The sequence below is a fragment of the Rosettibacter sp. KY25 genome (assembly GCF_057554405.1).
Genome location: NZ_BAAJAO010000009.1, coordinates 98,184 through 121,308 on the forward strand (window position 1 = coordinate 98,184; position 23,125 = coordinate 121,308).

29 protein-coding genes are annotated in these 23,125 nt (G+C 31.2%); all 29 read left to right on the forward strand.

Translation table 11 applies throughout. The features are described from left to right. The first annotated feature begins 134 nt into the window (after nucleotides 1-134). The 29 genes from AC27L2_RS07350 to fliW all read left to right on the forward strand — a co-directional run bounded on the left by AC27L2_RS07350 (nucleotide 135) and on the right by fliW (nucleotide 23,124). Complete coding sequence (locus AC27L2_RS07350) at nucleotides 135-689, forward strand: flagellar basal body-associated FliL family protein (protein WP_487211076.1); 555 nt, start codon at nucleotides 135-137, stop codon at nucleotides 687-689. Nucleotides 690-691: 2 nt separating this feature from the next. Then, nucleotides 692-1,675 carry a flagellar motor switch protein FliM gene (gene fliM / locus AC27L2_RS07355; protein ID WP_487211077.1) on the forward strand — a complete coding sequence of 328 codons (984 nt, stop codon included), beginning with the start codon at nucleotides 692-694 and terminating at the stop codon, nucleotides 1,673-1,675. Between the two features lie 7 nt (nucleotides 1,676-1,682). Next, a complete protein-coding gene (fliN, locus tag AC27L2_RS07360) occupies nucleotides 1,683-2,066 on the forward strand; it encodes a flagellar motor switch protein FliN (RefSeq protein WP_487211078.1) in 384 nt (127 codons plus the stop codon). Next, nucleotides 2,066-2,407, forward strand: a complete 342-nt coding sequence (locus AC27L2_RS07365; protein ID WP_487211079.1) for a flagellar biosynthetic protein FliO — start codon at nucleotides 2,066-2,068, stop codon at nucleotides 2,405-2,407. Before fliN ends, AC27L2_RS07365 begins: the two co-directional genes overlap by 1 nt. Then, complete coding sequence (gene fliP / locus AC27L2_RS07370) at nucleotides 2,404-3,159, forward strand: flagellar type III secretion system pore protein FliP (RefSeq protein WP_487211080.1); 756 nt, start codon at nucleotides 2,404-2,406, stop codon at nucleotides 3,157-3,159. Before AC27L2_RS07365 ends, fliP begins: the two co-directional genes overlap by 4 nt. Continuing rightward, the gene (gene fliQ / locus AC27L2_RS07375; RefSeq protein WP_487211081.1) at nucleotides 3,159-3,428 is read left to right on the forward strand and encodes a flagellar biosynthesis protein FliQ; all 270 of its coding nucleotides are present in this window, start codon (nucleotides 3,159-3,161) and stop codon (nucleotides 3,426-3,428) included. The genes fliP and fliQ overlap by 1 nt, the downstream gene beginning before the upstream one ends. Next, nucleotides 3,425-4,201 carry a flagellar biosynthetic protein FliR gene (gene fliR / locus AC27L2_RS07380; RefSeq protein WP_487211082.1) on the forward strand — a complete coding sequence of 259 codons (777 nt, stop codon included), beginning with the start codon at nucleotides 3,425-3,427 and terminating at the stop codon, nucleotides 4,199-4,201. The genes fliQ and fliR overlap by 4 nt, the downstream gene beginning before the upstream one ends. A 1-nt stretch (nucleotide 4,202) precedes the next feature. Further along, nucleotides 4,203-5,288 carry a flagellar biosynthesis protein FlhB gene (flhB, locus tag AC27L2_RS07385; RefSeq protein WP_487211083.1) on the forward strand — a complete coding sequence of 362 codons (1,086 nt, stop codon included), beginning with the start codon at nucleotides 4,203-4,205 and terminating at the stop codon, nucleotides 5,286-5,288. A 1-nt stretch (nucleotide 5,289) separates the two neighbouring features. Next, a complete protein-coding gene (gene flhA / locus AC27L2_RS07390) occupies nucleotides 5,290-7,347 on the forward strand; it encodes a flagellar biosynthesis protein FlhA (RefSeq protein WP_487211084.1) in 2,058 nt (685 codons plus the stop codon). Further along, nucleotides 7,337-8,446: a flagellar biosynthesis GTPase FlhF gene (flhF, locus tag AC27L2_RS07395; protein WP_487211085.1), complete on the forward strand. Its 1,110-nt coding sequence runs from the start codon at nucleotides 7,337-7,339 to the stop codon at nucleotides 8,444-8,446. Before flhA ends, flhF begins: the two co-directional genes overlap by 11 nt. Beyond that, complete coding sequence (locus AC27L2_RS07400; protein ID WP_487211086.1) at nucleotides 8,446-9,294, forward strand: AAA family ATPase; 849 nt, start codon at nucleotides 8,446-8,448, stop codon at nucleotides 9,292-9,294. Before flhF ends, AC27L2_RS07400 begins: the two co-directional genes overlap by 1 nt. Before the next feature lie 88 nt (nucleotides 9,295-9,382). Further along, nucleotides 9,383-9,619 carry a hypothetical protein gene (locus AC27L2_RS07405; protein WP_487211087.1) on the forward strand — a complete coding sequence of 79 codons (237 nt, stop codon included), beginning with the start codon at nucleotides 9,383-9,385 and terminating at the stop codon, nucleotides 9,617-9,619. Continuing rightward, a complete protein-coding gene (locus AC27L2_RS07410; RefSeq protein ID WP_487211088.1) occupies nucleotides 9,612-10,238 on the forward strand; it encodes a sigma-70 family RNA polymerase sigma factor in 627 nt (208 codons plus the stop codon). Before AC27L2_RS07405 ends, AC27L2_RS07410 begins: the two co-directional genes overlap by 8 nt. Beyond that, nucleotides 10,231-11,100 (forward strand): HDOD domain-containing protein, encoded by an 870-nt coding sequence (locus AC27L2_RS07415; RefSeq protein ID WP_487211089.1) that lies wholly within the window; start codon nucleotides 10,231-10,233, stop codon nucleotides 11,098-11,100. Before AC27L2_RS07410 ends, AC27L2_RS07415 begins: the two co-directional genes overlap by 8 nt. Before the next feature lie 9 nt (nucleotides 11,101-11,109). Next, complete coding sequence (locus tag AC27L2_RS07420) at nucleotides 11,110-11,991, forward strand: HDOD domain-containing protein (RefSeq protein ID WP_487211090.1); 882 nt, start codon at nucleotides 11,110-11,112, stop codon at nucleotides 11,989-11,991. Continuing rightward, nucleotides 11,988-13,298 carry a PAS domain-containing sensor histidine kinase gene (locus AC27L2_RS07425; RefSeq protein WP_487211091.1) on the forward strand — a complete coding sequence of 437 codons (1,311 nt, stop codon included), beginning with the start codon at nucleotides 11,988-11,990 and terminating at the stop codon, nucleotides 13,296-13,298. The genes AC27L2_RS07420 and AC27L2_RS07425 overlap by 4 nt, the downstream gene beginning before the upstream one ends. Beyond that, complete coding sequence (locus AC27L2_RS07430) at nucleotides 13,295-13,900, forward strand: hypothetical protein (RefSeq protein ID WP_487211092.1); 606 nt, start codon at nucleotides 13,295-13,297, stop codon at nucleotides 13,898-13,900. Before AC27L2_RS07425 ends, AC27L2_RS07430 begins: the two co-directional genes overlap by 4 nt. Nucleotides 13,901-13,911: 11 nt before the next feature. Continuing rightward, on the forward strand, nucleotides 13,912-14,622 hold the full coding sequence (locus AC27L2_RS07435) for a flagellar hook-basal body protein (RefSeq protein WP_487211094.1): 711 nt from the start codon (nucleotides 13,912-13,914) through the stop codon (nucleotides 14,620-14,622). Nucleotides 14,623-14,637: 15 nt separating this feature from the next. Continuing rightward, complete coding sequence (gene flgG, locus AC27L2_RS07440) at nucleotides 14,638-15,438, forward strand: flagellar basal-body rod protein FlgG (RefSeq protein ID WP_487211095.1); 801 nt, start codon at nucleotides 14,638-14,640, stop codon at nucleotides 15,436-15,438. Between the two features lie 2 nt (nucleotides 15,439-15,440). After that, nucleotides 15,441-16,091, forward strand: coding sequence for a flagellar basal body P-ring formation chaperone FlgA (flgA, locus tag AC27L2_RS07445; protein WP_487211096.1), 651 nt, complete (start codon nucleotides 15,441-15,443; stop codon nucleotides 16,089-16,091). A 4-nt stretch (nucleotides 16,092-16,095) separates the two neighbouring features. Next, nucleotides 16,096-16,665 carry a flagellar basal body L-ring protein FlgH gene (locus tag AC27L2_RS07450; protein WP_487211097.1) on the forward strand — a complete coding sequence of 190 codons (570 nt, stop codon included), beginning with the start codon at nucleotides 16,096-16,098 and terminating at the stop codon, nucleotides 16,663-16,665. 9 nt (nucleotides 16,666-16,674) lie between these two features. Next, nucleotides 16,675-17,775: a flagellar basal body P-ring protein FlgI gene (locus AC27L2_RS07455; protein WP_487211098.1), complete on the forward strand. Its 1,101-nt coding sequence runs from the start codon at nucleotides 16,675-16,677 to the stop codon at nucleotides 17,773-17,775. Nucleotide 17,776: 1 nt separating this feature from the next. Beyond that, complete coding sequence (locus AC27L2_RS07460) at nucleotides 17,777-18,586, forward strand: transglycosylase SLT domain-containing protein (RefSeq protein ID WP_487211099.1); 810 nt, start codon at nucleotides 17,777-17,779, stop codon at nucleotides 18,584-18,586. Further along, nucleotides 18,583-19,026 (forward strand): flagellar protein FlgN, encoded by a 444-nt coding sequence (locus AC27L2_RS07465; protein ID WP_487211100.1) that lies wholly within the window; start codon nucleotides 18,583-18,585, stop codon nucleotides 19,024-19,026. The genes AC27L2_RS07460 and AC27L2_RS07465 overlap by 4 nt, the downstream gene beginning before the upstream one ends. Nucleotides 19,027-19,028: 2 nt before the next feature. Then, nucleotides 19,029-20,420 (forward strand): flagellar hook-associated protein FlgK, encoded by a 1,392-nt coding sequence (gene flgK, locus AC27L2_RS07470; protein ID WP_487211101.1) that lies wholly within the window; start codon nucleotides 19,029-19,031, stop codon nucleotides 20,418-20,420. A gap of 3 nt (nucleotides 20,421-20,423) precedes the next feature. After that, nucleotides 20,424-21,299, forward strand: a complete 876-nt coding sequence (locus tag AC27L2_RS07475; protein ID WP_487211102.1) for a flagellin family protein — start codon at nucleotides 20,424-20,426, stop codon at nucleotides 21,297-21,299. Next, complete coding sequence (locus AC27L2_RS07480) at nucleotides 21,299-22,075, forward strand: motility protein A (RefSeq protein ID WP_487211103.1); 777 nt, start codon at nucleotides 21,299-21,301, stop codon at nucleotides 22,073-22,075. Before AC27L2_RS07475 ends, AC27L2_RS07480 begins: the two co-directional genes overlap by 1 nt. Further along, nucleotides 21,964-22,737 carry an OmpA/MotB family protein gene (locus AC27L2_RS07485; RefSeq protein ID WP_487211122.1) on the forward strand — a complete coding sequence of 258 codons (774 nt, stop codon included), beginning with the start codon at nucleotides 21,964-21,966 and terminating at the stop codon, nucleotides 22,735-22,737. Before AC27L2_RS07480 ends, AC27L2_RS07485 begins: the two co-directional genes overlap by 112 nt. Nucleotides 22,738-22,743: 6 nt before the next feature. Then, nucleotides 22,744-23,124: a flagellar assembly protein FliW gene (gene fliW, locus AC27L2_RS07490; protein WP_487211104.1), complete on the forward strand. Its 381-nt coding sequence runs from the start codon at nucleotides 22,744-22,746 to the stop codon at nucleotides 23,122-23,124. Nucleotide 23,125 lies beyond the last annotated feature (1 nt).

The window sequence follows — 23,125 nt, forward strand, 5'->3', positions numbered from 1 at the left end:
GTTTCCGGCATAATCTTGTAATTATTCTTTTATCCAACTGAATAATATTAGCCATTCAAATTCTTCCTGCCTCAATTAATTATCTTTTTTTTAATTGTTCATGGTGGCATTATAATTGAAAAATTATTGTCGCTATGGAACAAACAAATGAAAAAAATATCGTAGAACAGGCAGAAGAGAGAATCAAAGAATCCGGTTCAAAAGGATTCAATTCAAAAGTATTATTAATCGGGCTCCCTCTTTTTATAGTGCAATTGATTGCTGTTTATTTTATTACAGCAAACATATTATTACCTAAAATCCAATCACATACCTCTTCTGTCGCAGTTGACTCCGTAGAGAATGGTGAAGCCAATGGGAAGGATTCAATTAGTCATGTAGAATTTGGGAAGTATATTTATGTTGTAGAAGATTTAATTATCAATCCAGCCGGCACAGATGGAAAAAGACTTTTGCTTTCTTCCATTGGCTTCGACCTTCTCACAGAACAAAATCAAAAAGAACTGAAAGAAAAAGAAGTACTTGTTAAAGATGCTATAATTTCAGTTCTCAGCAGCAAGGATTTAGCACATTTAAGCGATGCAGTTTATCGCGATACATTGAGAATGGAAATATCTCAAAGAATTACTCAGCTTATGCCTGATGTAAAAATTAACAATGTTTATTTCAGTAAATATATTTTGCAATAGTTATGGCAGAAATATTATCGCAACAAGAAATAGACCAGCTGCTCAATAATCTTAAAAGTGGACAAGAGCAGAAGATTGAACCAAGTCCTGAAAAGGAAGCAGTTCTTTTTGATTTCAGGCTGCCAAATAGAATTTCAAAAAATCAGCTTCGCATAATCAGAAGCATTTGCGATAACTTTGCAGAAAGTTTTACTTCATTTCTTGTTACCAAACTTCAAACAACTGTAAGCATTAATGTTGCTACAGTTGACCAGATTTATTATTCAGAATATGTTTTATCTGTTTCCAATCCTGCATGCTTATTTACATTTGAAATTAAGAATACAGATATTAAAGGAATTCTTGAAATTAATAACGACCTTGCATTTTTATTTGTAGATAAGTTATTAGGCGGAAGCGGAACTGGTACAAAACAAGTAAAAGTAATTACACCTATTGAGCAAAAAGTTCTTCGTGTAATTGTAGACAGAGTAATGTATGATTTGAACAAAGCATGGCAGATAATTGATAATCTTGAATTTGTAGTTGAAAGATTTGAGCCCGATATTGACTTTGCTCAAATTACATCTCAAAGCGAATCAGTTCTTCTGATTACATTTGAAATTGTAATTGGCGAACAGTCATACTTAATGAATATATGCTTTGCTACATTTGCTTTCGACAGCATTTTAGCAAAGATGACTACTCAAAAATTATCATCAATTCGTGCAACAAAATATTTTGGTGTTACATCACGAGAAGTACTAACAAATCATCTTACAAGAACATCTGTTCCAATTAGAGTTGAATTTGGTACAACAAAAATTTCTGTCAAAGAATTAATGGAACTCGAAGTTGGAGATATTATAAAACTCAAAAATAGAATTGATGAAGATGTAAAAGTTAAGACAGGCGACAGAGTTTTATTTTTAGGAAGAGCTGGTATTTCAAATAATCACAAAGCAGTAAAAGTCACAGAAAAAATATTCGAAAAAAAATCTAAATGAGGTTGTTATGGACGAAAATAACACCACCAATAATGCAATGAATAATTTAGAAAACATTGAAGATAATTTTCAGGCTTCATTAGCTCAATTTGACGAGTTTGATGATTCAACAAGAACTATGGGAGGTGCTGAAGAAAAGCTTAGTTTGCTTAAAGACCTTCAGATGAATGTTTATATCGAACTTGGAAGAACTCAAATGCAAATTAAAGATATTCTTGAACTTGAAAGAGGTTATGTAATTGAACTTGAAAAATTAGCAAGTGAACCAGTTGATGTTTTTGTAAACAACAAAAAAATTGCAGAAGGCGAAGTTGTAGTAATTGATAAACATTTTGGAATAAGAATTACTGCACTTGTAGACCCGGCACAAAGAATTAAGGATATTTATTAATGTCATTCTTAGATATCATAAAAACATTACTGCCATTAGTGTTAATACTTGGGCTTCTGTTTTTTGCCCTTATAATGGTAAGAAAATATTCTTTTTCGATTAATGGTAAAAAATCCAAATTGCTCAAAATAGAAGTTCTTAATAATCATTTAATAATGCCTAAAAAATATTTATCTGTAGTAAAAGTTCAAGATAAAATTTTTTTGCTTGGAATAAGCGAAAACAATATAACCTTGCTTAAAGAATATGATTATTCACCGCAGTTAGATGATGATTTAACTCAAGGTGAAATTAAAAAAACATTTTTGGATTTATTGAAGCAGAACTTAGGAATAAGATGAAAAAGAGATTTTTATTATTAGCTTTCTTTGTTATAACATTTGCAGCAGGAAATCTATTTGCACAAGCACAAACAATTCCATTCCCAAAAATTAATCTCGATATCGGAACTGCAACAAAGGGAGAAGATGTTTCTGTTACTCTTCAAATTCTTCTTTTGATGACTGTGCTTTCTCTTGCACCATCAATTATTATTATGACAACATCTTACCTTCGAATAATTATTGTATTTCACTTTTTAAAAAGTGCAATGGGAACACAGCAAATGCCACCTTCTCAATTACTAGCAGGAATTGCATTGTTCATCACATTTTTTATAATGGCACCAACTTGGTCAAAAGTAAATGAACAGGCACTTCAGCCTTTAATGGATAATAAAATTACAGTTAAAGAAGCTTATGACAAAGGAATTGAACCAATTAGAGAATTTATGTTTAGAAATACTCGCGATGAAGATATGGAATTGTTTGTAAGTTTATCTCAAATGCCAAGACCCAAAAATAGAAGCGAACTTCCAACTTATATTTTAATACCATCTTTTGTATTAAGCGAATTGAGAGCTGGATTTATTATTGGCTTCTTCTTGTTTGTTCCATTTTTGATGATTGATATGATTGTCTCGAGCATTTTAATGTCAATGGGAATGATGATGATGCCTCCGATGATGATTTCTCTTCCATTCAAAATTTTGCTTTTTATTCTTGTTGATGGCTGGAATTTAATTATTGGTTCACTGGTAAGGAGTTTTTCATAATGACCGAAGAAGTAATTATTGAAGTATTAAAAGATGCTTTTTATACAGCTTTTATAATTCTGCTTCCAATTCTTGGAGTTTCTTTAATTGTTGGAATTTTTATCTCAATATTTCAAGCAGCAACTTCAATTCAGGAAATGACATTGACTTTTGTGCCAAAATTAATTGCAACTGTTGTTGTTATAATTTTTCTTTTGCCGTGGATTGTTGATAAACTTACTCTACTTACGAATAAAATGTTCACAATGTTTCTTACAGTGATTAAATGACAAACATTTTAATAGCAGATTTTATAATTCTTCTTTTTGTGTTTATGAGAATTGCAGGCATGATTTTTACTGCACCAATTTTTGCACATAATTCAATTCCTTTACTTGCTAAGATTTTCTTAGCATTGATTATTGCATATATAACTTTTTTAACAATTGACAAAAGCAAAATTATTGTTGACATAAATTTAATTTCACTTGTTGTGTATTCTGCAAAAGAATTGATTACAGGATTAATCATAGGTTATGTGATGAATTTTATTTTCTGGGGAGTTTCTTATGCTGGAACTTATATTGGTTTTGATATGGGACTTATGCTTGCAGAAGTATTAAATCCTATGGAAGAAATCCCGAATAATATCATAGGTGAAATTTTGTATTATACTTCAATATTAATTTTCATTTTGATTAATGGTCATCATTATGTAATCAGCGGAGTTGTGGCATCATTTCAAGTTATTCCAATTGGGAAGTATGTAATAAATTCTTCAGTATATCAGCTTCTTATTAAATATTCATTTGTTGTTTTTACAATCGCAATTAAAATTGCATCTCCAATTATTGTTTCGTTTTTCCTTATTCATATTGCAGAAAGTATAATTGCAAGAGTAATTCCTCAGATACAAATTATTTTTGTTTCGCAGCCACTGAAAAGCGGTATTGGAATTCTTCTGCTTCTTACTTTAGTTCCATTTTATGTTTATGCAATTAAAAATTTACTTGAAGGATATGAATCCAGTTTGCTTCAATTAATTAGAGCAATGGGGTCGTAGAATGGCAGAATTCGAAGGACAGGAAAAGACTGAACAACCAACGGGTAAAAAACTTGCAGATGCAAGAGAAAGAGGTCAGGTTGCAAAAAGTATTGAAATTAATTCTCTTGCTGTTTTTGGTTCCGGCTTAATATTGATTTACCTAACAAAAAATTTTATTGGAGAACAATTTTATAACTTCACAAAAGATGCTCTTAATTCTTTAAACCATGTAGAATTAACAAAAGCAGTTCTTCAAACTTATGCAGTTAAGTGGGCTCTTTTCTTTTTCACTTTAACTCTTCCAATAATATTTGGAGTAATGGTAATTGCACTTATTAGTAATATAGCTCAAATTGGTTTTAAGATAACGCCAAAAGCTCTTGCAATTAGTTTTGGAAAGTTTAATCCAATAAATGGAATTAAAAGAATATTCTTTTCAATTCATTCGCTTGTAGAATTATCAAAAGCATTAATCAAATTATTTGTTGTTGGTCTTTTTACATATTTCATTATTTCAAAGTTAATTTCTGATACAGTAAAACTTGTTGATTTAAGCATTGAAGATACAGTACAATTCATGCTCGATTCATTTTTTGCATTGACATGGAAGATAGTTTTATTCTTTTCAATAATTGCAGCAGTGGATTTTATTTATCAGAAATATAAATTCAAAAAAGAAATGATGATGACTAAGGAAGAAGTTAAGGAAGAATTAAAGCAGACAGAAGGCGACCCGCTGATAAAATCGAGAATAAGAAAACAAATGATACTCATTGTTCGCCGAAGAATGATGAAAGATATTCCAACTGCTGATGTAGTAATCACAAACCCTACGCACGTAGCTGTTGCCTTAAAATATGAAATGGAAAAAGATAATGCACCAAAAGTAGTTGCAAAAGGACTTGATGAACTTGCTCAAAGAATTAAGAAGATTGCTGTAGAAAATAATGTTCCACTTTATGAAGATGTTGAACTTGCAAGAGCACTTTATAAATCATGTGAAGTTGGTGATGAAATTCCGGCAAAACTTTTCAAAGCTGTAGCTCAAATTCTTGCATACATTTATCAAATGAAAAAGTTAAAGAAACAAAGAAGCATAATTTAGCATGAAGCAGTTTGGTAAAAATACAGACATAGTTTTAGCATTTGGTTTGATTTTGATGCTTGGTCTTATGCTTATTCCATTGCCGCCGTCAATGTTGGATTTTCTTTTAGCAGTAAATATCTCAACTGCAGTTCTCGTATTGATTGTAGCTTTGTATATTCAATCCCCACTCGATATATCTGTTTTTCCTGGATTATTATTAATTCTTACACTTTATCGTCTCGGTTTAAATATCAGTTCAACAAGATTAATTTTAATTGACGGCTATGCAGGAAAAATTATTGAATCATTCGGTTCATTTGTTGTAGGTGGAAATTATGTTGTTGGATTTATCGTATTCATTATACTTGTTGTAATTCAGTTTGTTGTTATAGTAAAAGGTTCAGGTAGAATTTCAGAAGTAGCTGCTCGTTTTACACTTGATGCAATGCCAGGAAAACAAATGGCTATTGATGCAGATTTGAATACTGGTTTAATCACAGAAGCCGAAGCAAGAAGAAGAAGAGATTTAATTGCTCGCGAAGCCGAATTTTATGGAGCAATGGATGGTGCAAGTAAGTTTGTGAAAGGTGATGCAATTGCAGGATTAGTAATTAATGGAATAAATATAATTGGTGGATTTATTATTGGTGTTGCTCAGCGTGGTTTAAGTTTTCAAGATGCAATTCAAACATACACAATCTTAACAATTGGTGATGGTTTAGTATCTCAAGTTCCTGCATTATTGATTTCTACTGCTGCTGGACTTGTTGTTACACGAAGTGCATCTGGAACTGCTCTCGACCTTCAGATGAAAACTCAATTGCTTGCTAATCCGCGCGTCCTTGGAACTGTGTCTGGTGCAGTTTTTCTTTTTGCCTTGATTCCTGGAATGCCAACAATTCCATTTCTTATTTTAAGTGCAGTGCTTGCAACTTCTTCTTACATCAATAGAAAAAATAAAATATTAGATACTTCCACAGCTTCAGCTGAACAGGAAGTTCAAACTGCAGAACAGCCAGTTGAAGAAAAAGTTGAACAATATCTTCAGGTTGACCCTATCGAAATTGAAATTGGCTATGGATTAATAAGCATTGTTGATGAAAAACAGGGAGGTAATCTTTTTCAGAAAATTGCATCAACTCGAAAAATTATTGCACTTGAATATGGAGTTTTGATTCCTCCAGTTAGAGTTAGAGATAATCTCCAGCTATCTCCAAATGAATATGTTATAAAAATTAAAGGCAATGTTGCTGCAAATTATGAAATGTATCCGGAAAGATATCTTGCTATGAATCCAGGAACAATTGATGAAGAAATTTCTGGAATTCCAACTACTGATCCAGCATTTGGATTAAAGAGCTACTGGATTACATACGAAGAAAAAGAAAAAGCAGAAATGCTTGGTTACACAGTTGTTGATGCTATCTCTGTTCTTGCAACTCATCTTCAAGAAACTCTAAAGAAAAATTTTGATAAGATTTTATCAAGACAAGATGTAAAACAGCTGCTCGAAAATATCAAAAAAGATTATCCCGCAGTTGTTGAAGATATTAATCCAGAAGTATTAAATCTTGGAATGATTCAAAAAGTATTGCAGAATTTATTGAGAGAAGGAATACCAATTAAAGACCTTGTAAGAATTCTTGAAGCCTTGATTGATTATTCAAAAACAACAAAGAATATTGATGTGCTTACAGAATATGTTCGTCATACAATTGGAGATACGATTGCAAATCTTTATAAAGATTCAAATGGAATTATTCATGCTGCAGCACTTGGAGAAAATCTTGAATCAATGATTACTAAATCTCTCCAATCTCAAAAGGATAGCATTATTACTCTCGGTTTATCTCCAAATGTTTTAAGAGAATTAAATACAAAACTTCAAGATGAATTAGAAAACTTCAATAAACTTGGATATCCTCCAGTAATAATTACTTCTGCAGCAATCAGACCTTATTTTTATCGGCTAATTAATTCAAGTTTTCCTGATTATGCTTTGTTATCATACAGTGAATTACCATCAAATGTAGAAATAGAATTTATTGGAAAGATAGAGGTGGAAAATGCAGATTAAAAAATTTATAGCTCCAACATTGAAAGAAGCAACCGAGCAGATGAAAAATGAACTCGGCGGCGAAGCTATAATTCTTGGCACAAGAGTAATTGAAGGAGATAGAAGATTTAATAACAAAAAGATGTATGAAATTACTGCTGGAATTGACAAAGATATTCCAGTATCAGTAAAATCAAAAAGTGAGGATGTAGCTACTCAACACAAAGCAACAATTGAATCCGAAATAGAAAAACTCTCAAAAAAAATCTTTTCTTCAGGTAAAGAATTTACTGCTGCTAAAACATCTTCAGAAAAAACTGTTTCTTCCAATAAAAAAATAGAAAAAGAACTTGATGAACTTTATGATTTGTTAATTGAAAGAGAAGTTCAAAAAAATATTGTCAGTACTTTAATAAATCAGCTTAAGAATTATGATGGACTTCTTGGCGAAACAAATCTTGAAAGCTATTTAATTGCAGGAATGTCATCTTTAATTCATACAAAAGAATTTAAGGTAAGAAAAAGCAAAACAACAAAAGTTGCGCTTGTAGGTCCAACAGGTGTTGGAAAAACAACCTGTATTGCAAAGCTTGCTGTAATTTCAAAAATCATTCACAAGTTAAAAGTAGGTTTAATTTCAATTGATACATATCGACTTGGTGCAATTGACCAGCTGAGAATTTTTTCTGAAATAAGTGACATTGAAATGGCTGTTGCTTATGAACCTTCGGACATGCAAAAGCTGATAAGAAAATTTCGAGATAAGGATTTAATTTTTATAGATACAGTTGGAAGAAGTCAACGAAGCACAGATAATTTGAGTAAAATAAAAGAATATCTTGATGCAGCAAATGTTGACGAAACAATTCTTGTATTGAGTTCTACAAGTTCATATAGAACTTTGTATGATGTAGCACAAAAATTCAAAATACTCAATTACAGTTCAGCAATATTTTCAAAAATTGACGAAGCAGTTGCTTACGGAAACATATTAAATCTTTCAAATAACTTTAACTTGCCGATAGTATTTTTAACAAATGGTCAAGTAATTCCTGATGATATTATTTCAGTTAATTCTGAATATTTAGCAAACTTAATTTACAAAGGGAAGCTTTACTGATGAACGAGCAAATATCACGGCTTATTGAAATTAAAAGGCTTGAAAGAAATAGTAAAAAAAATTCGGATACAAAAATTATATCTGTTTGCTCTGGCAAAGGAGGTACAGGCAAATCATTTTTAGCATTGAATTTTGGTTACAAACTCTCACGACTCAACAAGAAAATTCTAATTGTAGATTTTGATTTTAATTTCTCTAATCTGCATTTGATGATAAATGAAATAGCGGAAAATCCAATATCAAATTTGTTTTTGCAAAAATCCTCTTTGGATGAATTAATTTTTCGATATTCAGAAAACTTACATTTCATTTTTGGAGATTCAGGTTCTTCAGAGTTCCCAAAACTTAACAACGATTTGCTTGAATATTTTTTCATTCATTTAGATTACATAGCAAATGAATATGATTATATAATTCTCGATAGTTCTGCAGGAGCAGATGATTTAATAATTTATCAACTAAGCCGATCTGATATTAATCTAATTGTAGCTTCGCCTGAACCAACTGCAGTGATGGATGCATATGTTTTAATAAAAATTATCAACGAAAATCTTCAACAACCAAAAAACTTTGTTGTAATTAATAAAGCTGATAATAAAGAAGAAGGGGAACAAGCTTTCAAAAATTTAAATACAGCTGTAAATCATTTTCTGAAAACAGAAATAATTTTGTTAGGTGTAGTTGATTACGACCGAATGGTTTATAAATCAATTGTAAATCAAGAATTATTTGCTGCCGTATATCCAAATTCTGTTGCTTCACTTGAAATTGATGAAGTTGTTCATCGATTTTTGAAAATCGCACATGTGGCTAATAGTAACCAGCCTTATTCATCCATCCTTCCATAAATCATCACAAAACTGCCTTTTTTTATAGCTTTTTCAGGTTTTATTGATGGTATAGTGTTTGAAATTATAATAACAAAACGGAGAAGTTATGAACAAAATAATTCTTCAGATTGGTCTTTTAGTATTCTTTTTTTCAATCATTTATTTTGTTCAAAAAGGAGCAGACTTAGTAAAAATAATATTTAACTCATTTGCAATATTCATAACTCTTACGGTTATGCTCAGTGTAATAACTCTCGGATTAATTAAAGCAATAAATAAAAATTCATACGAAAAAATTAATAGTTATACTCAAGATTTAACAGGAAGCAATAAGAATGAATAATCAAGAGCTCTGGGCAAAGTTCAAGGCAAAACCTACGCCTGAACTAAAAAAACAAATTATTCTTAATTATGTTAATCTTGTCCATTACGTAATCCATAAAAGCAATTTTAATCAAAACGAAATTTTCGACAGAAGAGATTTCTTTCAATTCGGCATTGAAGGATTAAGCGAAGCAATTGACAGATTTGACCCAGATTACGGGACAAAGTTCGAAACTTATGCAATTCAACGCATCCGCGGAAAAATTTATGATGAAATAAGAAAGTATACTCATAAATATGAAATGGCATGCGAGGACGGCACATCATCAATTGGTACTTCAATTTCATTAAACAATACATTTATAGAAGATGAAGGAATGCAGGTTTATGAAATGATTTCAGATGAAAGTGAAATTCCTGATGAGATTCTTGAAAAAAATGAAATCAAAGAAAAACTTGTTCAGTTAATTAAAGAATTAAATGAAAGAGACAGAACTTTGCTCAGCCTTTATTATTACGAAGAACTTAATTATCAAGAAATTGCAAAAGTTTTGAATATAACTGTATCTCGTGTATCCCAGCTTCATTCTAAGATTATTAAATCGTTGAAACAAAAATTGGCATTATATAATGTTTGAACAGACTACTTCAGAAATTAAAGAAAAGATTAGAAAGCAACTTTCTGGAATTGGAAATCTTCCTGCAATACCTCAAATAATAACTGAGGTAACTCAGCTTTTAGATAACGACAGAACAAGTGCTTCTGATTTGTGCAAAGTAATTTCAAAAGACCAGGCTCTTGCAGCAAAAATTTTAGCAGTTGCAAATTCTCCATTATATGGATTGCCAAGAAGAGTAGCCACAATTGAATTTGCAATTGTCATAATCGGTTTTGAACATATCAGAAATATTTTGCTTGCATTATCATTGCTCGATACACTCAGAGTAAGAAAATCTCTTGATTGGAATCATAATGAATATTGGGCTCATTCTTTAATGGTTGCTACAGCAGCTAAAAGAATTGCAGATGATTTGAAATATCCAAAGTCAGGTGAAGTTTTTACAGTTGGGCTGCTTCATGACCTTGGACTTGTAATACTAAATAAATATATGAATTATGATTTTAAGAAAATTGTAAAGATGGTTAAAAATGAGGGAATAACTTATAACCAAGCAGAAAGAGTTGTATTAGGATACGACCACGGCGATATTGCAGAATATATGCTTGAAAGATGGAACTTTCCTCCTCATATAACTGAAGCTATTGTTTATCATCATCGACCTTCTTTAGCAGAAAAAAATCCTGTGCTTGCATCGTTAATACATCTTGTTGATTATATGACTTACAAACTTGGCATCGGAAATTTTACATGGGACAGCGGTTACGAATTTGACGAAAACATAATTGATATTCTTGGCTTTGGAAATAATGAATATCTGGAAGAGTTTATTTCCAGTTATGAAGAATTATTTAAATGGCATTTTGAATCACTAAAATAATAAAGAGCTATGTATACAATATCATTTGACCAAGCACAAAAAAAGGAAAGAACTCAATTAGTTCTTAAAAGAGTTACTAGTCTTTCACCAGTTCCAAAAATTTTATCCGAAGTTCTTGAACTGCTGAAAGATTTAAATACTAGTCCGCATACACTTGCAAGGGCTATATCAAAAGACCAGAGCATAGTTGTAAAAATTCTTACAATAGCTAATTCCCCATTCTATGGATTGGCAAAAAGAGTTTCTTCAATTGAATATGCAATTATGATTCTGGGCTTTAATGAAATAAGAAACATTGTAACAGCCCTTTCACTTATGGAATCAATGAAAAATAAAAGTGATGAATACATGGACCAGAAGGGCTTCTGGCTTCATTCATACATTACTGCAACAACAGCTAAGAAAATTGCTGATGATATGGGAATTCGTGAAAGCAACGATGTATTTATTGGCGGATTACTGCACGACTTGGGTATCTCAGTAATTCATCGATATATGCACAGCGATTTTGTTGCAATTACGGAAAATGTAAAAAAGGGAATGAAGTATATTGAAGCAGAAAACTTTCAGCTTGGAATGGACCATCAAAGTGTTGGTTATACTTTATTAAAAAATTGGAATATACCTGACTCAATTTGTGAAATGGTTAAATATCATCATACACCAAATCTTTCTTCAAATACTAAAATATTAACATCAATTATTCATCTTGCAGATTATATGACCCAAAAACTTCAACTTGCAAAGTTCAGTTGGGATGATGATTTGGAGTTCGGTAAAGAAGCTTCTGAAATTCTTCAATTAAAAGAAGCTGAAGAATTAGAAAAATTTATTTCAATGTATCATGAACCAATTCTTCTTCAAATAGATTCATTGAGGTATTTAATTTGAGACTGATAAAAGAAAATACTCTAAAGTATGAACCATTTGCCAATACTCTTCAGTATTTCACAAAAGGCGGCAATACTGAAGAATATAAGAGAATTAGTTTTGAAACTCATCAGAGCAAAACTAATCTTTTTGAAAAATACAATTACTTGATTCAAAATTTATTCAGCTTCCAAAAGTCAGTTGCTGAATTAAAAACTCCTCAGGAAATTCATGACTTATTCAGTCAATATGTGAAAAGAATTGTTACATCGAAAGAAGTTGATTTGTTTTTATTTGATGATACAAAAAGAAATTTAGTTGCTGTTAATCCAAATGTTTCTTCACTTCAAAATAATCTTGTTAACAAGGCTTATAAAAATGGAATACTTGATTGGATATTTGAAACTCAAAAGCCAACTTTAATTCCTGATTTAAATTCATACACTGGCGAGGGAGTTAAATTATATCAAACTATTTTTCCTGTAAATTATGTAAAGAATAATCTTGGTGTGCTTTCATTATTAGGTCCGGCAAATAAAATATCAGAAGATTCAATAGAAAATCAAGCAATTTATATTCTTCTTGGAATTATAGTTCCTCAAATAATTTCATTTAATCAGAGACAAACAATTAATAAGCTTTATGATGAAGTTCAGCTTTATGAGTCTAAATTGAATAATGATTTTAAGCTGTATGCAGTTGGAGAATTTGCAGAAGGAATTATTCAAGACATGCTTAATTCTCTTCAAGTAATTCAAAGTGGAGTTGATTACATTGAAAGCACAAACACAGGAATTGAAAATGAAATATTTGAAAAAATTAGAGAAAGAATTACTCGCTTAAGCAGTTTATCTCAAAAGCTGCTCAAGTTTAATGATATAAATTCCGGGAAGTCAAAACAAAATCTTCCATGTGATATTAACAGTGTAATAAAAGAATTTTATGGAATAATTAATTCTACGCTTAAGAATCTTGGACTGGAATGCGCACTTGACCTTGAAGAACATCTGCCTCCAATTTTAACAAGCTCAAAAGAAATTAAACAGATTTTGACAAACATTTTTTCGATGATTAAAAAGAAATCTAAAAGCGGAAGTGGAATTGTAATTCAAACAAAATACATAAATGAAATTGTAATTCTATCTGTCTTTATTACTGATTACTGGGAAAATTTTGGCGAGCCATCGGATTATGTTTCCAATCTTACGGTTAAAATTATCAAAGAGTTGATGAAAAAGAGTGAAGGCAAAGCAGAATTTGATTCTCTTCCTTTGAAAGGAACAAGTATTCATCTTTTGTTTCCATTAAAGAGGAAATTGAAAGAATGAGAGAGATAATTTTTACATTAATAATTTTTTATGCAGCAGCAGTTTATTCACAAATTAATATTGACAGCGTAATTAGCAAATCTTCCGTTCAAAGTGTGTTTAAAGATACAACTTCAGAAGATACGATTGATGTAAGAAGTCTTGTTGAACAGCAGATTCTTGCAGCAAAATTAAAAATGGAGAAAGAATCAAAAAGTAACGATTCAAATAATTCTTATAAAGAATATATTTCTGAAGTGCCCAATTTTAAGCCAAAGAAAACTTTGCTGCAATTATTTTTGAATCTTTCATTTGAAGCTAAGTTTCTCATAATCTTTTCTGTTTTTCTTTTCACTTTGATTGCAGTAAGAAGAATAGTTCTAAGAATTCAAATAAAAGAAGGAATTGAATTAAGAAATAAAATAAAGATGCTCAGAGAAGAAAGAGTTCCTTCAAGAATTGAAGATAAAAAATCAAAATCAAGAAGAGAATTGATTCATAATCTTCCTGTAAAAAAATTATCTGAGAAAAACATTACAAAGAAAGCTAAAGAACTTAAGATTTCAAAAGGTGAGCTGATGCTTGCTGCAAGGTTAAAATATCTTGAGTATGAAAAATTATAAGGAGCTTAAAGATGATTAAAGGAATTTACACAGTTGCACGAAGCATGGACCAAAGAGCAAAAAATATTGATATTATTTCGAACAACCTTGCAAACATTAATACTACAGCTTACAAAAGAGAAATCCCGTTTTCTGAATACATAAACGAAGCTGGTGAATCTCAAGTAAGAAAATTAACAAGTCAGCAGCAAGGTGAATTAGTATTGACTTCAAACCCGCTTGATTTTGCAATCAACGGCAAAGGATTTTTTGTTGTAAAAAGTGATGATGGAACAATTGAATTGACAAGAAACGGCAGATTTCAAATTTCTGATGAGGGTTATCTTGTTGATGCACAAGGAAGAAAAGTATTAGGAAAAAATGGCGGAATTTTTCTTGAAGATACACTTCGTCAGAAAGGTTCTGAAATTCTTGTATCAACAGCTGGAGAAATAAAAATTGATGAACATTACATAGATACTTTGCTCGTTGTAAAAGTTGATGACCCCGAACAATTAACAAGAAGTGGTGAATCAAACTTTTTAATTACAGACGAAAATTATACTGAAGCAAGTCAAGATGAATATAAAATTTCTCAAGGATATTTAGAAGAATCGAATGCAAATCCAATACTCGAAATGGAAGCAATGATTCAGTTGAATAAAGCTTATGAAAGATCTCAAAAAGTTATTAATGCACTGGATCAATCTTTAGACCATGCAAATCAAATTGGAAAAGTTTAATTAGAGAGGTAATATATGCCAACAAGAGCATTAAGAACAGCTGCTTCTGGAATGTATGCACAGCAAATAAATATTGAGGTTATTTCTAACAACATTGCCAATATTAATACGACAGGCTTTAAGAAGAACAAAGCAGATTTTCAAGATTTAATGTATCAGGAAGTAAACATTAATCCGCTTTCAACTACTATACCTGGCGTTTATGAAAATACAAACAATAAAATTCAGGTTGGCAATGGAGTTAAGCCTGCATCAACTCAAAAAATATTTAAGCAAGGTGATTTAGTTGCTACAAATAATCAGCTTGATCTTGCCATTTATGGCGAAGGATTCTTTCAGGTAAGAAAAAGTGATGGAACATTTGCTTATACAAGAGATGGTTCATTCAAATTAAATGCGGATGGAAAAATTGTTACAGCAAGCGGTTATGAACTAGAACCAAGTATAACTCTAACAAATGATGTGGTAGATATCCAGATTGCAAAAGATGGAACTGTAACTGCACATCAAGTTGATGGCTCTACAGTAACACTGGGCACAATTGAATTAGCTCGATTTATGAATAACGGCGGTCTTATTGCTCTTGGTGATAATCTTTATGCAGAATCTCCTGCATCTGGTCAGCCAATACTTGGAACCCCAGGCAGCGAAGGATTTGGAGAAATTCATCAAGGTTATCTTGAATCTTCTAATGTTGATATTGTTGAAGAAATGATTGCTATGATTGCTGCTCAAAGAGCATACGAAATTAATTCCAAAACTGTTAAAACAGTAGAAGATATGATGACAATTGCAAACAACCTTAAGAGAAGTTAAAAATGATTTCGGCATTATTAATATTGTTGCAAATATTTTTTAATAGCGATAAAGCTTTTGAATCTCAATTAAAAAATTATCTTGACGAGAAATTTGCTTCTTACGAAAAGTATGAATATCAAGTTAAAGAAATGCCGAAAAATTATTTCAAACTTGAGCTTGATTATGAAAGAGAATTCAACCTGAATAAAAATTATGCATTTGTCCCGATTAAAATTTACGACAGAAAAAATAAAGTAAGTCTTTCTTTAATTACTCTTAAAGTGAAATTATATCAAAATGTTCTTATTGCTTTACAGAATATCGACAGAAATGAATTGTTATCCGAAAATCAATTTACTCATAAATTAATTGATGTTACAAATGTTCGAGGCAAGGTAATTCAAAATCTTGATTTTGTAGAAGGATTCAGAGCAAAAACAAAAATTAAAAATGGTTCAATACTAATTGAGGAATTTATAGAACCTGTTCCTGATGTTTTTTATAATGACAAGTTAATCTTGCATGCCGGAAAAAATGGAGTTGATATTTCAACAGAAGTTACAGCAAGGGAAGAAGGCAGAATTGGTGATGTCATAAGAGTTGTAACAAACGATAACAAATTATTCAAAGCAAAAATTATTGATAAATATAATGTATCATTAATTGAGTAGAACTATGAAAAGATTATTGATTATTACTTGGTTTGCTGCTTCAATTTTGTATGCACAGAATATGAGACAGAATTCGTTGTATTCTTTGTTCTCCGACCATAAAGCTTTTCAAGTAGGAGATGCAATAACAATAATTGTTCTTGAATCATCACAGGCATCGAATAATGCAGAAACAACTACAGGCAGAAATAGTTCTCTCGGTGCAAATTTAGCAGGTGGAATTGATAAAACTAATCTGCCAAAAACAGATATAAATCTTGGAACAGATAATTCATTCTCGGGTTCTGGTTCTACAAAAACAACCGGAGTTGTAAAAACAAAAATTAGTGCAATTGTTGATTCAGTTTATGAAAACGGAAATATGCGGATTAGAGGAAGCAGAAAAATTGTAATAAACGGCGAAGAACAAATGATAAAGATAACTGGAATTGTTAGACCGAGCGATATTTCTTCTGACAATTCAGTTTATTCATATAACATTTCTGATGCTGAAATTACATTTGAAGGAAGCGGAATGATTGATTCTTCTCAAAGACCGGGAATTCTAACAAAATTATTTCACTGGTTGTTTTAAGGTGATTATATGAAAAGAAAAATATTTATATCGATTTTGATTTTATTAATTCTTGGTTATAACTCATCACAAGCACAAAGAATAAAAGATGTAGCGTATCTAAGCGGATATGGCTCAGAGCAAATTATTGGATATGGACTGGTAGTTGGTCTTGCAGGAACAGGCGACAGTTATCGTTCTTCATTTACAATTCAATCAATTACAAGCATGTTGAAAAGATTTGGAATTACTGTTCCACAAAATGATATAAGAACTAAAAATGTTGCCGCTGTAATGGTAACAGCATCAATAAATAAAAATTTAAAACCCGGGGCAGAGTTTGATGTAACGGTTTCATCGCTTGGCGATGCAACAAGTTTACAAGGTGGAACATTATTGATGACCCCACTTTCGGGAATGGATGGCAAAGTTTATGGTTTTGCACAAGGTCCAGTTTCTGTTGGCGGTTATGATATAAATACAATTTCCGGAAATAGAATTTCGAAAAATCATTCACTTGCAGGAAGAGTTCCACGCGGCGGTTCATTAAAAGAACCAATTAATTTTGAGGAATCACAAAATTCAGAAATATCTGTTTTTTTGAAAGAGCCGGATATTACAACTGCAAACAATATCAGCAATGCAATTAATTCTAAGTTTGGCGGAGAAATTGCAAAAGCTCTTGATGCTGCTGAAGTTCGAGTAAATGTTCCACAAGAAAGGCAAAATAATTTGATTTCATTCCTTGCTGAACTTGAAAGCATTAATATTCAAGTTGATGAAGTTGCAAGAGTTGTATTGAATGAAAGAACCGGGACTGTAATTGCAGGCAATAATGTTAAAATACAGCCTGTAACAATTACTCATGGCGGATTAAATATTCAGATTCGATCTTATCCAATTATTTCTCAGCCAAATGCTTTTTCACGCGGGACAACAACTGTATTCAATAATCTTGTTCCTTATGTGTCTCAAGATTCAACAAAGACAATAGCAATTCAAGGTGCTACAAATGTGCAGGAAGTTGCAGCTGCACTTAATTCATTGAAAGTTTCTCCAAGAGATATTATTGCAATCTTTCAAGCATTAAAAGAAGCAGGAGCATTAATAGCAGAATTAGTGATAATGTAATATGGAAAAGATATCATTAAAAATAACAGATATGAATAAACACATCTCCCAGCTTCAGGAGATGAAAGGTCAATACGACCAAAAGCAAAAAGCAAAAATCGCAAAAGCTGCAAAAGAATTTGAAAGTTTGTTTACAGCAATGCTTCTTCAATCAATGAACAAAACTACAAATGGATTATTTGGAGAAGAAGGTTACGGCAACGATATGTTTGATACAATATTTGAGCAGGAAATGGCATCATATATTTCGCAGGGGAAAAGTTTAGGAATTGCAGAAGCACTTTATAAAAAAATTACCGGCGAAGATATGGACCCTGCATATAAGGTAAAATTAAAATCATCAGAAAAAATTGAGATAAAAGTTAATGACAATCAAATTCCAAAAGTTCAGCCGAGTAATGAATCATTGAATCGTCTTAAAAAATATGATGATTTAATTGAAAAAGCATCAAAAGAATTTGGGATAGATAAAAATGTAATTAAATCAATCATTTTAGCAGAATCAGCAGCAAATCACAGAGCGGTGTCACCTGCAAAAGCAAAAGGGTTAATGCAGTTAATGGATTCAACTGCAGCAGAAATGGGTGTGCGAAATATTTTTGACCCAAAAGAAAATATTTATGGAGGAACTAAATATCTCGCTAAAATGCTTCGACAATATAATGGTGATTTGAAATTAGCTCTGGCTGCCTATAATGCCGGACCGCAAAATGTTGAAAAATATAAAGGGATTCCACCTTTTGAAGAAACACAGAATTACATTACAAAAGTAATGAGTTATTTAAATCATTTTAGTGAGAGTGAATCATGAAAATCGAAGAATTAACAAATTCAATTGAAAGGCAGAAAAAGAATTTTGATGAACTTTTAGAAGTTGTAAAAATCAAAAAAGAAGCACTGCTTAAGAATGATATGTCACTGCTCGATAAAGCAGTAGATGACGAACAAAAATTACTTTCAGCAATTAGAATGGAAGAAAAAGAAAGAAAGAAATTAACATTCGAACTGGCAAACGAAAATTCAATTCAATTAAAAAATGGTTCGATTGAAGAACTGATTAACTCTTTGCCGGATAAAAATTTTGATAAGATTAAAGAAAAAAGAGATGCAATAAAAATTAAAGCCGCAGAAATTATTAAACTTAATTCTCACATTACTGTTCTGGTTAATGTGTCAAGAAATATTATTCGTGATACAATTTATACAGTTTTTGGCAAAGGCGAGAACAACATTGTAAACAAAAGAGTTTAGTGATGGGTATCGGAAGAATTTTTGACATATCTGTTAGAACTATGGCAACATACCAGCGTGCTCTGGATGTTACTTCGCAAAATATTTCTAATTCCGGAAATACTGATTACACAAGGCAGAAAGTTGTATTTGGAACAGAGCAGACTCAAGCTGGTATGGGTATGGGTGTTAAAATTCAGGATGTGATAAGAGTTAAAAATGATTTAATTGAAAATCAAATTCGTCAATTTCAATCTTCATATTCCGATGCAAATAAACGATCAGAATTGCTTCAACAGATAGAAACAATTTTAGCAGAACCTTCGGATTATGGTTTGTCTTCTTATTTCAATGACTTTTTTAATTCATGGGACCAGCTGACAACTAATCCAACTTCAATTCAATTAAGGTCGCAAATTATTGAAAAGGCTCAAAGACTAAGCGAAAGATTCAAAGATGTTTACGACAGCATTTCATCTGTTCATTATTTACTTCAAAGAGATGCTGTTGATAAAGTAAATCAAATGAATTCATACTTAAAAGAAATTTATGACCTGAATAGAAAAATTTATGAAAATGAAGCAGTTGGAATTAAAGCAAGTGAATTGATGGACAGAAGAGATGCTTTGCTGAATAAATTAAGTGAACTTGCAAATATTACTGTTCAGCAAAATGAATATGGAACGGTATCTGTGAGTATTGGTGGAATTCATGCAGTTGATAAAAATGTATATAATGAATTTGAAGTTCGGCTTGAAAATGGAAAAATGAAAGTAGTCCCAAAAACTGATACGAGTACTTCAATTGTCTTAAACAGCGGCGAACTTTATGCGATTGCGGATTTGTATTCATATAAAATACCTAAATACAAAAGTGATTTAGAAAATCTTGCAAATACTTTTATTCAGAAAGTAAATGAACTTCATACTCAAGGTTACACTCTTGTTCAAGGAGGAAATTCATTTACTAATATTCCATTCTTTGGAACTTGGAGCAATGGTGCTATTGTCGATTCATTTGTTAATGGAAAAATTCAGATTAATCCGGATATTCTTAATAATCCCAGAAATATTGCAGTCTCAAGTTCTCCAGGTAATGATGGTAATGGAGATATTGCTAATAGCATTGCAAGATTGGCAGACCAGAAATTTCCAGAACTTGGAGATAAAACAATACTTGAAACTTATTCATCTATTCTAAATGAATTTGGACTTGAAAAAGTAACAAGCGACAGCAGAATTGAAACTACTCAAATGGTTTTGCAGCAATTAAATCTTCAGAAATCTTCTTATTCAGGTGTATCAATTGATGAAGAGATGACAAATGTAATTCGATTTCAGAGAGTTTACGAGGCAGCTGCAAGATTAATCAGAGCTTCGGATGAAATGTTAAAAACAATAATAGAAATGGTTTAATAAATGAGAATTTCAGATAACATATTGAGCCAGAAATATATTTATAATCAAAATCAGGTTAATGAGAGAAAAGCTAAGATTCAGAATCAGCTTATTACAAACAGCAAGATTGAAAAGCTTAGCGATAATTTATTTGATTCCCTCGAAATCATTAAGATTGATTCACAAATTCGAAAAATTGAAACATTTCAGAAAAATATCGATTACGCAAAAGAATTTGTAAATACAACAATAAATTCTCTTGAGAATATTGGAAATGAAGTTCAAAAAATTATTTCACAAACTGTCAATATCAGCAATCCGCTTAACTCAAATTTTAAAACTGTAGCTGAATCCGTAAGAGCTTCACTTGAATCTATTGTTCATAATTTGAATACAAAGTACAATGACATGTATATTTTTGGAGGAACAAATTATTCAACCGAACCTTGGGCTATTGATTCAAATGGAAAAGTTGTAACAAATTCTTCTGATTTATCAGGTGAAGTCAAAGTTCAAATTGCCAATAACATAAAAGATACAATAAATGTAACTGGAGATAGAATTGTAAATTCAGATTTGCTTGATACAATCAATGATATAATAGATTCACTTGATGCAGGAATTCCACCAGACCAAGTATTAAAAGACAGATTAAATGCAGCTTACAAAGAAATTCTTTCTATTCAATCTTTGACAGGAGAAAAATATAATCGTCTTGAAGACATAAATACAATTTTGTCAAAACAGCTGCAGGATTCACAGGAATTTTTATCTAAAAGAAAAGAAGTAGACCCTGCTCAATTAGCAATTGATTTGCAATATCAAGATTATCTTTTGCAGCTTTCGTATAAAATAGCAGCATCAATTTTACCAAAATCAATTTTGGATTATATGTAATGAAAAAATCAGGTTCATTAATAGGATTAGCATTAGGTATATTTTCAATTTTTGGAGCTTTTATACTCGAAGGCGGTTCGATAAAAGCTTTGTTTATCTTTTCTTCTTTATTAATCGTTATTGGAGGAACATTCTCTGCAATTATTATTGGTTTTGGTCTGGATAATTTTAAGAAGATGTTTTCATTAATAAAATTGGCTTACTTTCCGCCACATTATGATACAAAAAAAGTAGTTGATACTTTTATTGAATTATCAATTAAAGCAAGGAGAGAAGGATTATTAGCAATTGAAAAAGATTTACATAAATTCCCATACAAGTTTCCACAGAAGATGACAAAATATGCAATTGATGGACTTGACCCTGAATCGCTTTATAATTTAGCACAGCTCGAAATTAAAACGATGCAGGAACGACATAGTGCGAATATTTTTATTTTCACAAAGATGGGAGGTTATGCACCTACAATGGGAATAATTGGAACTGTAATGGGTTTAATCATGACTTTGGCAAATGCAGGTGCAGACCCAAATTCGTTAATTAGAAATATTGCTTCTGCATTTATTGCAACTTTATGGGGAATTTTTACAGCTAATATAATTTGGCTGCCTATAGGAGATAGATTAAAAAAATGTCACCTCGAAGAAAAACATATGATGGAAATATCGCTGGAGGGAGTGATAACACTTCTAAGTGGAGAAATCCCGTCAATAATGAAAGCTCGATTGGTGGGTATGCTTCCACAAAGCGAACAATTGGAAAGAAAGAGCGCTTAGATTCTGAAGAAACTCTCTTCCGCGAAGAAAGTGATAAAGACCGTTATCTTATAACTTATGCAGATTTAATAACTCTGCTGCTAGGCCTTTTTATTATTTTATATGCAATGTCGAACATTGATAGCGGGAAATATAAAGGTGTTGTAGCAGCACTTGGCAGTATATTTGGGAGTGATTCAAAATTTTCAATCGTAAATTCTGATAAAGTTATACCTACTCCAAAAGATAAATTAGCAGAAGATTTGACAAAATTAATTGCTATGTATAATTACAATAATTCAATAAGGCTTGAACAAAATGAGCGAGGCATTACAATTCATATTCTTGATGATATTTTGTTTCCGCCTGGTAAAGCTACTTTGAGTGAAAATTCAAAGTTAGTTTTGAAAAGACTTGCGCAAGTTTTAAGAAATTTACCAAATGATATTCGAATTGAAGGACATACTGATAATATTCCAATTAATACACCACAGTATCCATCAAACTGGCATTTATCTGTTGATAGAGCACTTAATACAGCATATTACTTAATTAAGAATGAAAATTTATCACCGGATAAAGTTTCAATAGTTGGTTATTCAGAATACAGACCAATTGCATCAAATGATTTACCAGAAACAAGAGCATTAAATAGAAGAGTAGACATAGTAATATTAAAGTGAGTAAACATGAAAATAATAACAAAACAATTTGGTGAAATCGAATTTCCTGATGACAAAGTCATCACCTTCGAAGATGGTTTAATTGGTTTTGAAGAACTTAAAAAATTTGTCTTCATTAAACCAGAAGAAAACATTTTTTACTGGCTTAATTCAATTGAAAAACCTGAGATTGCTTTTCCATTATTTGGTTTGAGATTGATTGACGAAAACTATCCTCAGGAAGAAAATCATGAAGCTTTTGGAATTGTAATCTTAAATCCTGACCCGCTTAAGATTACAATAAATCTAAAAGCACCTGTTTATATTAATCAGGATAATAAAACAGGTTTTCAAAAAATTTTAGATAGTGATAAGTATTCTCTTTATTACAATTTATTTACTGAGTAGA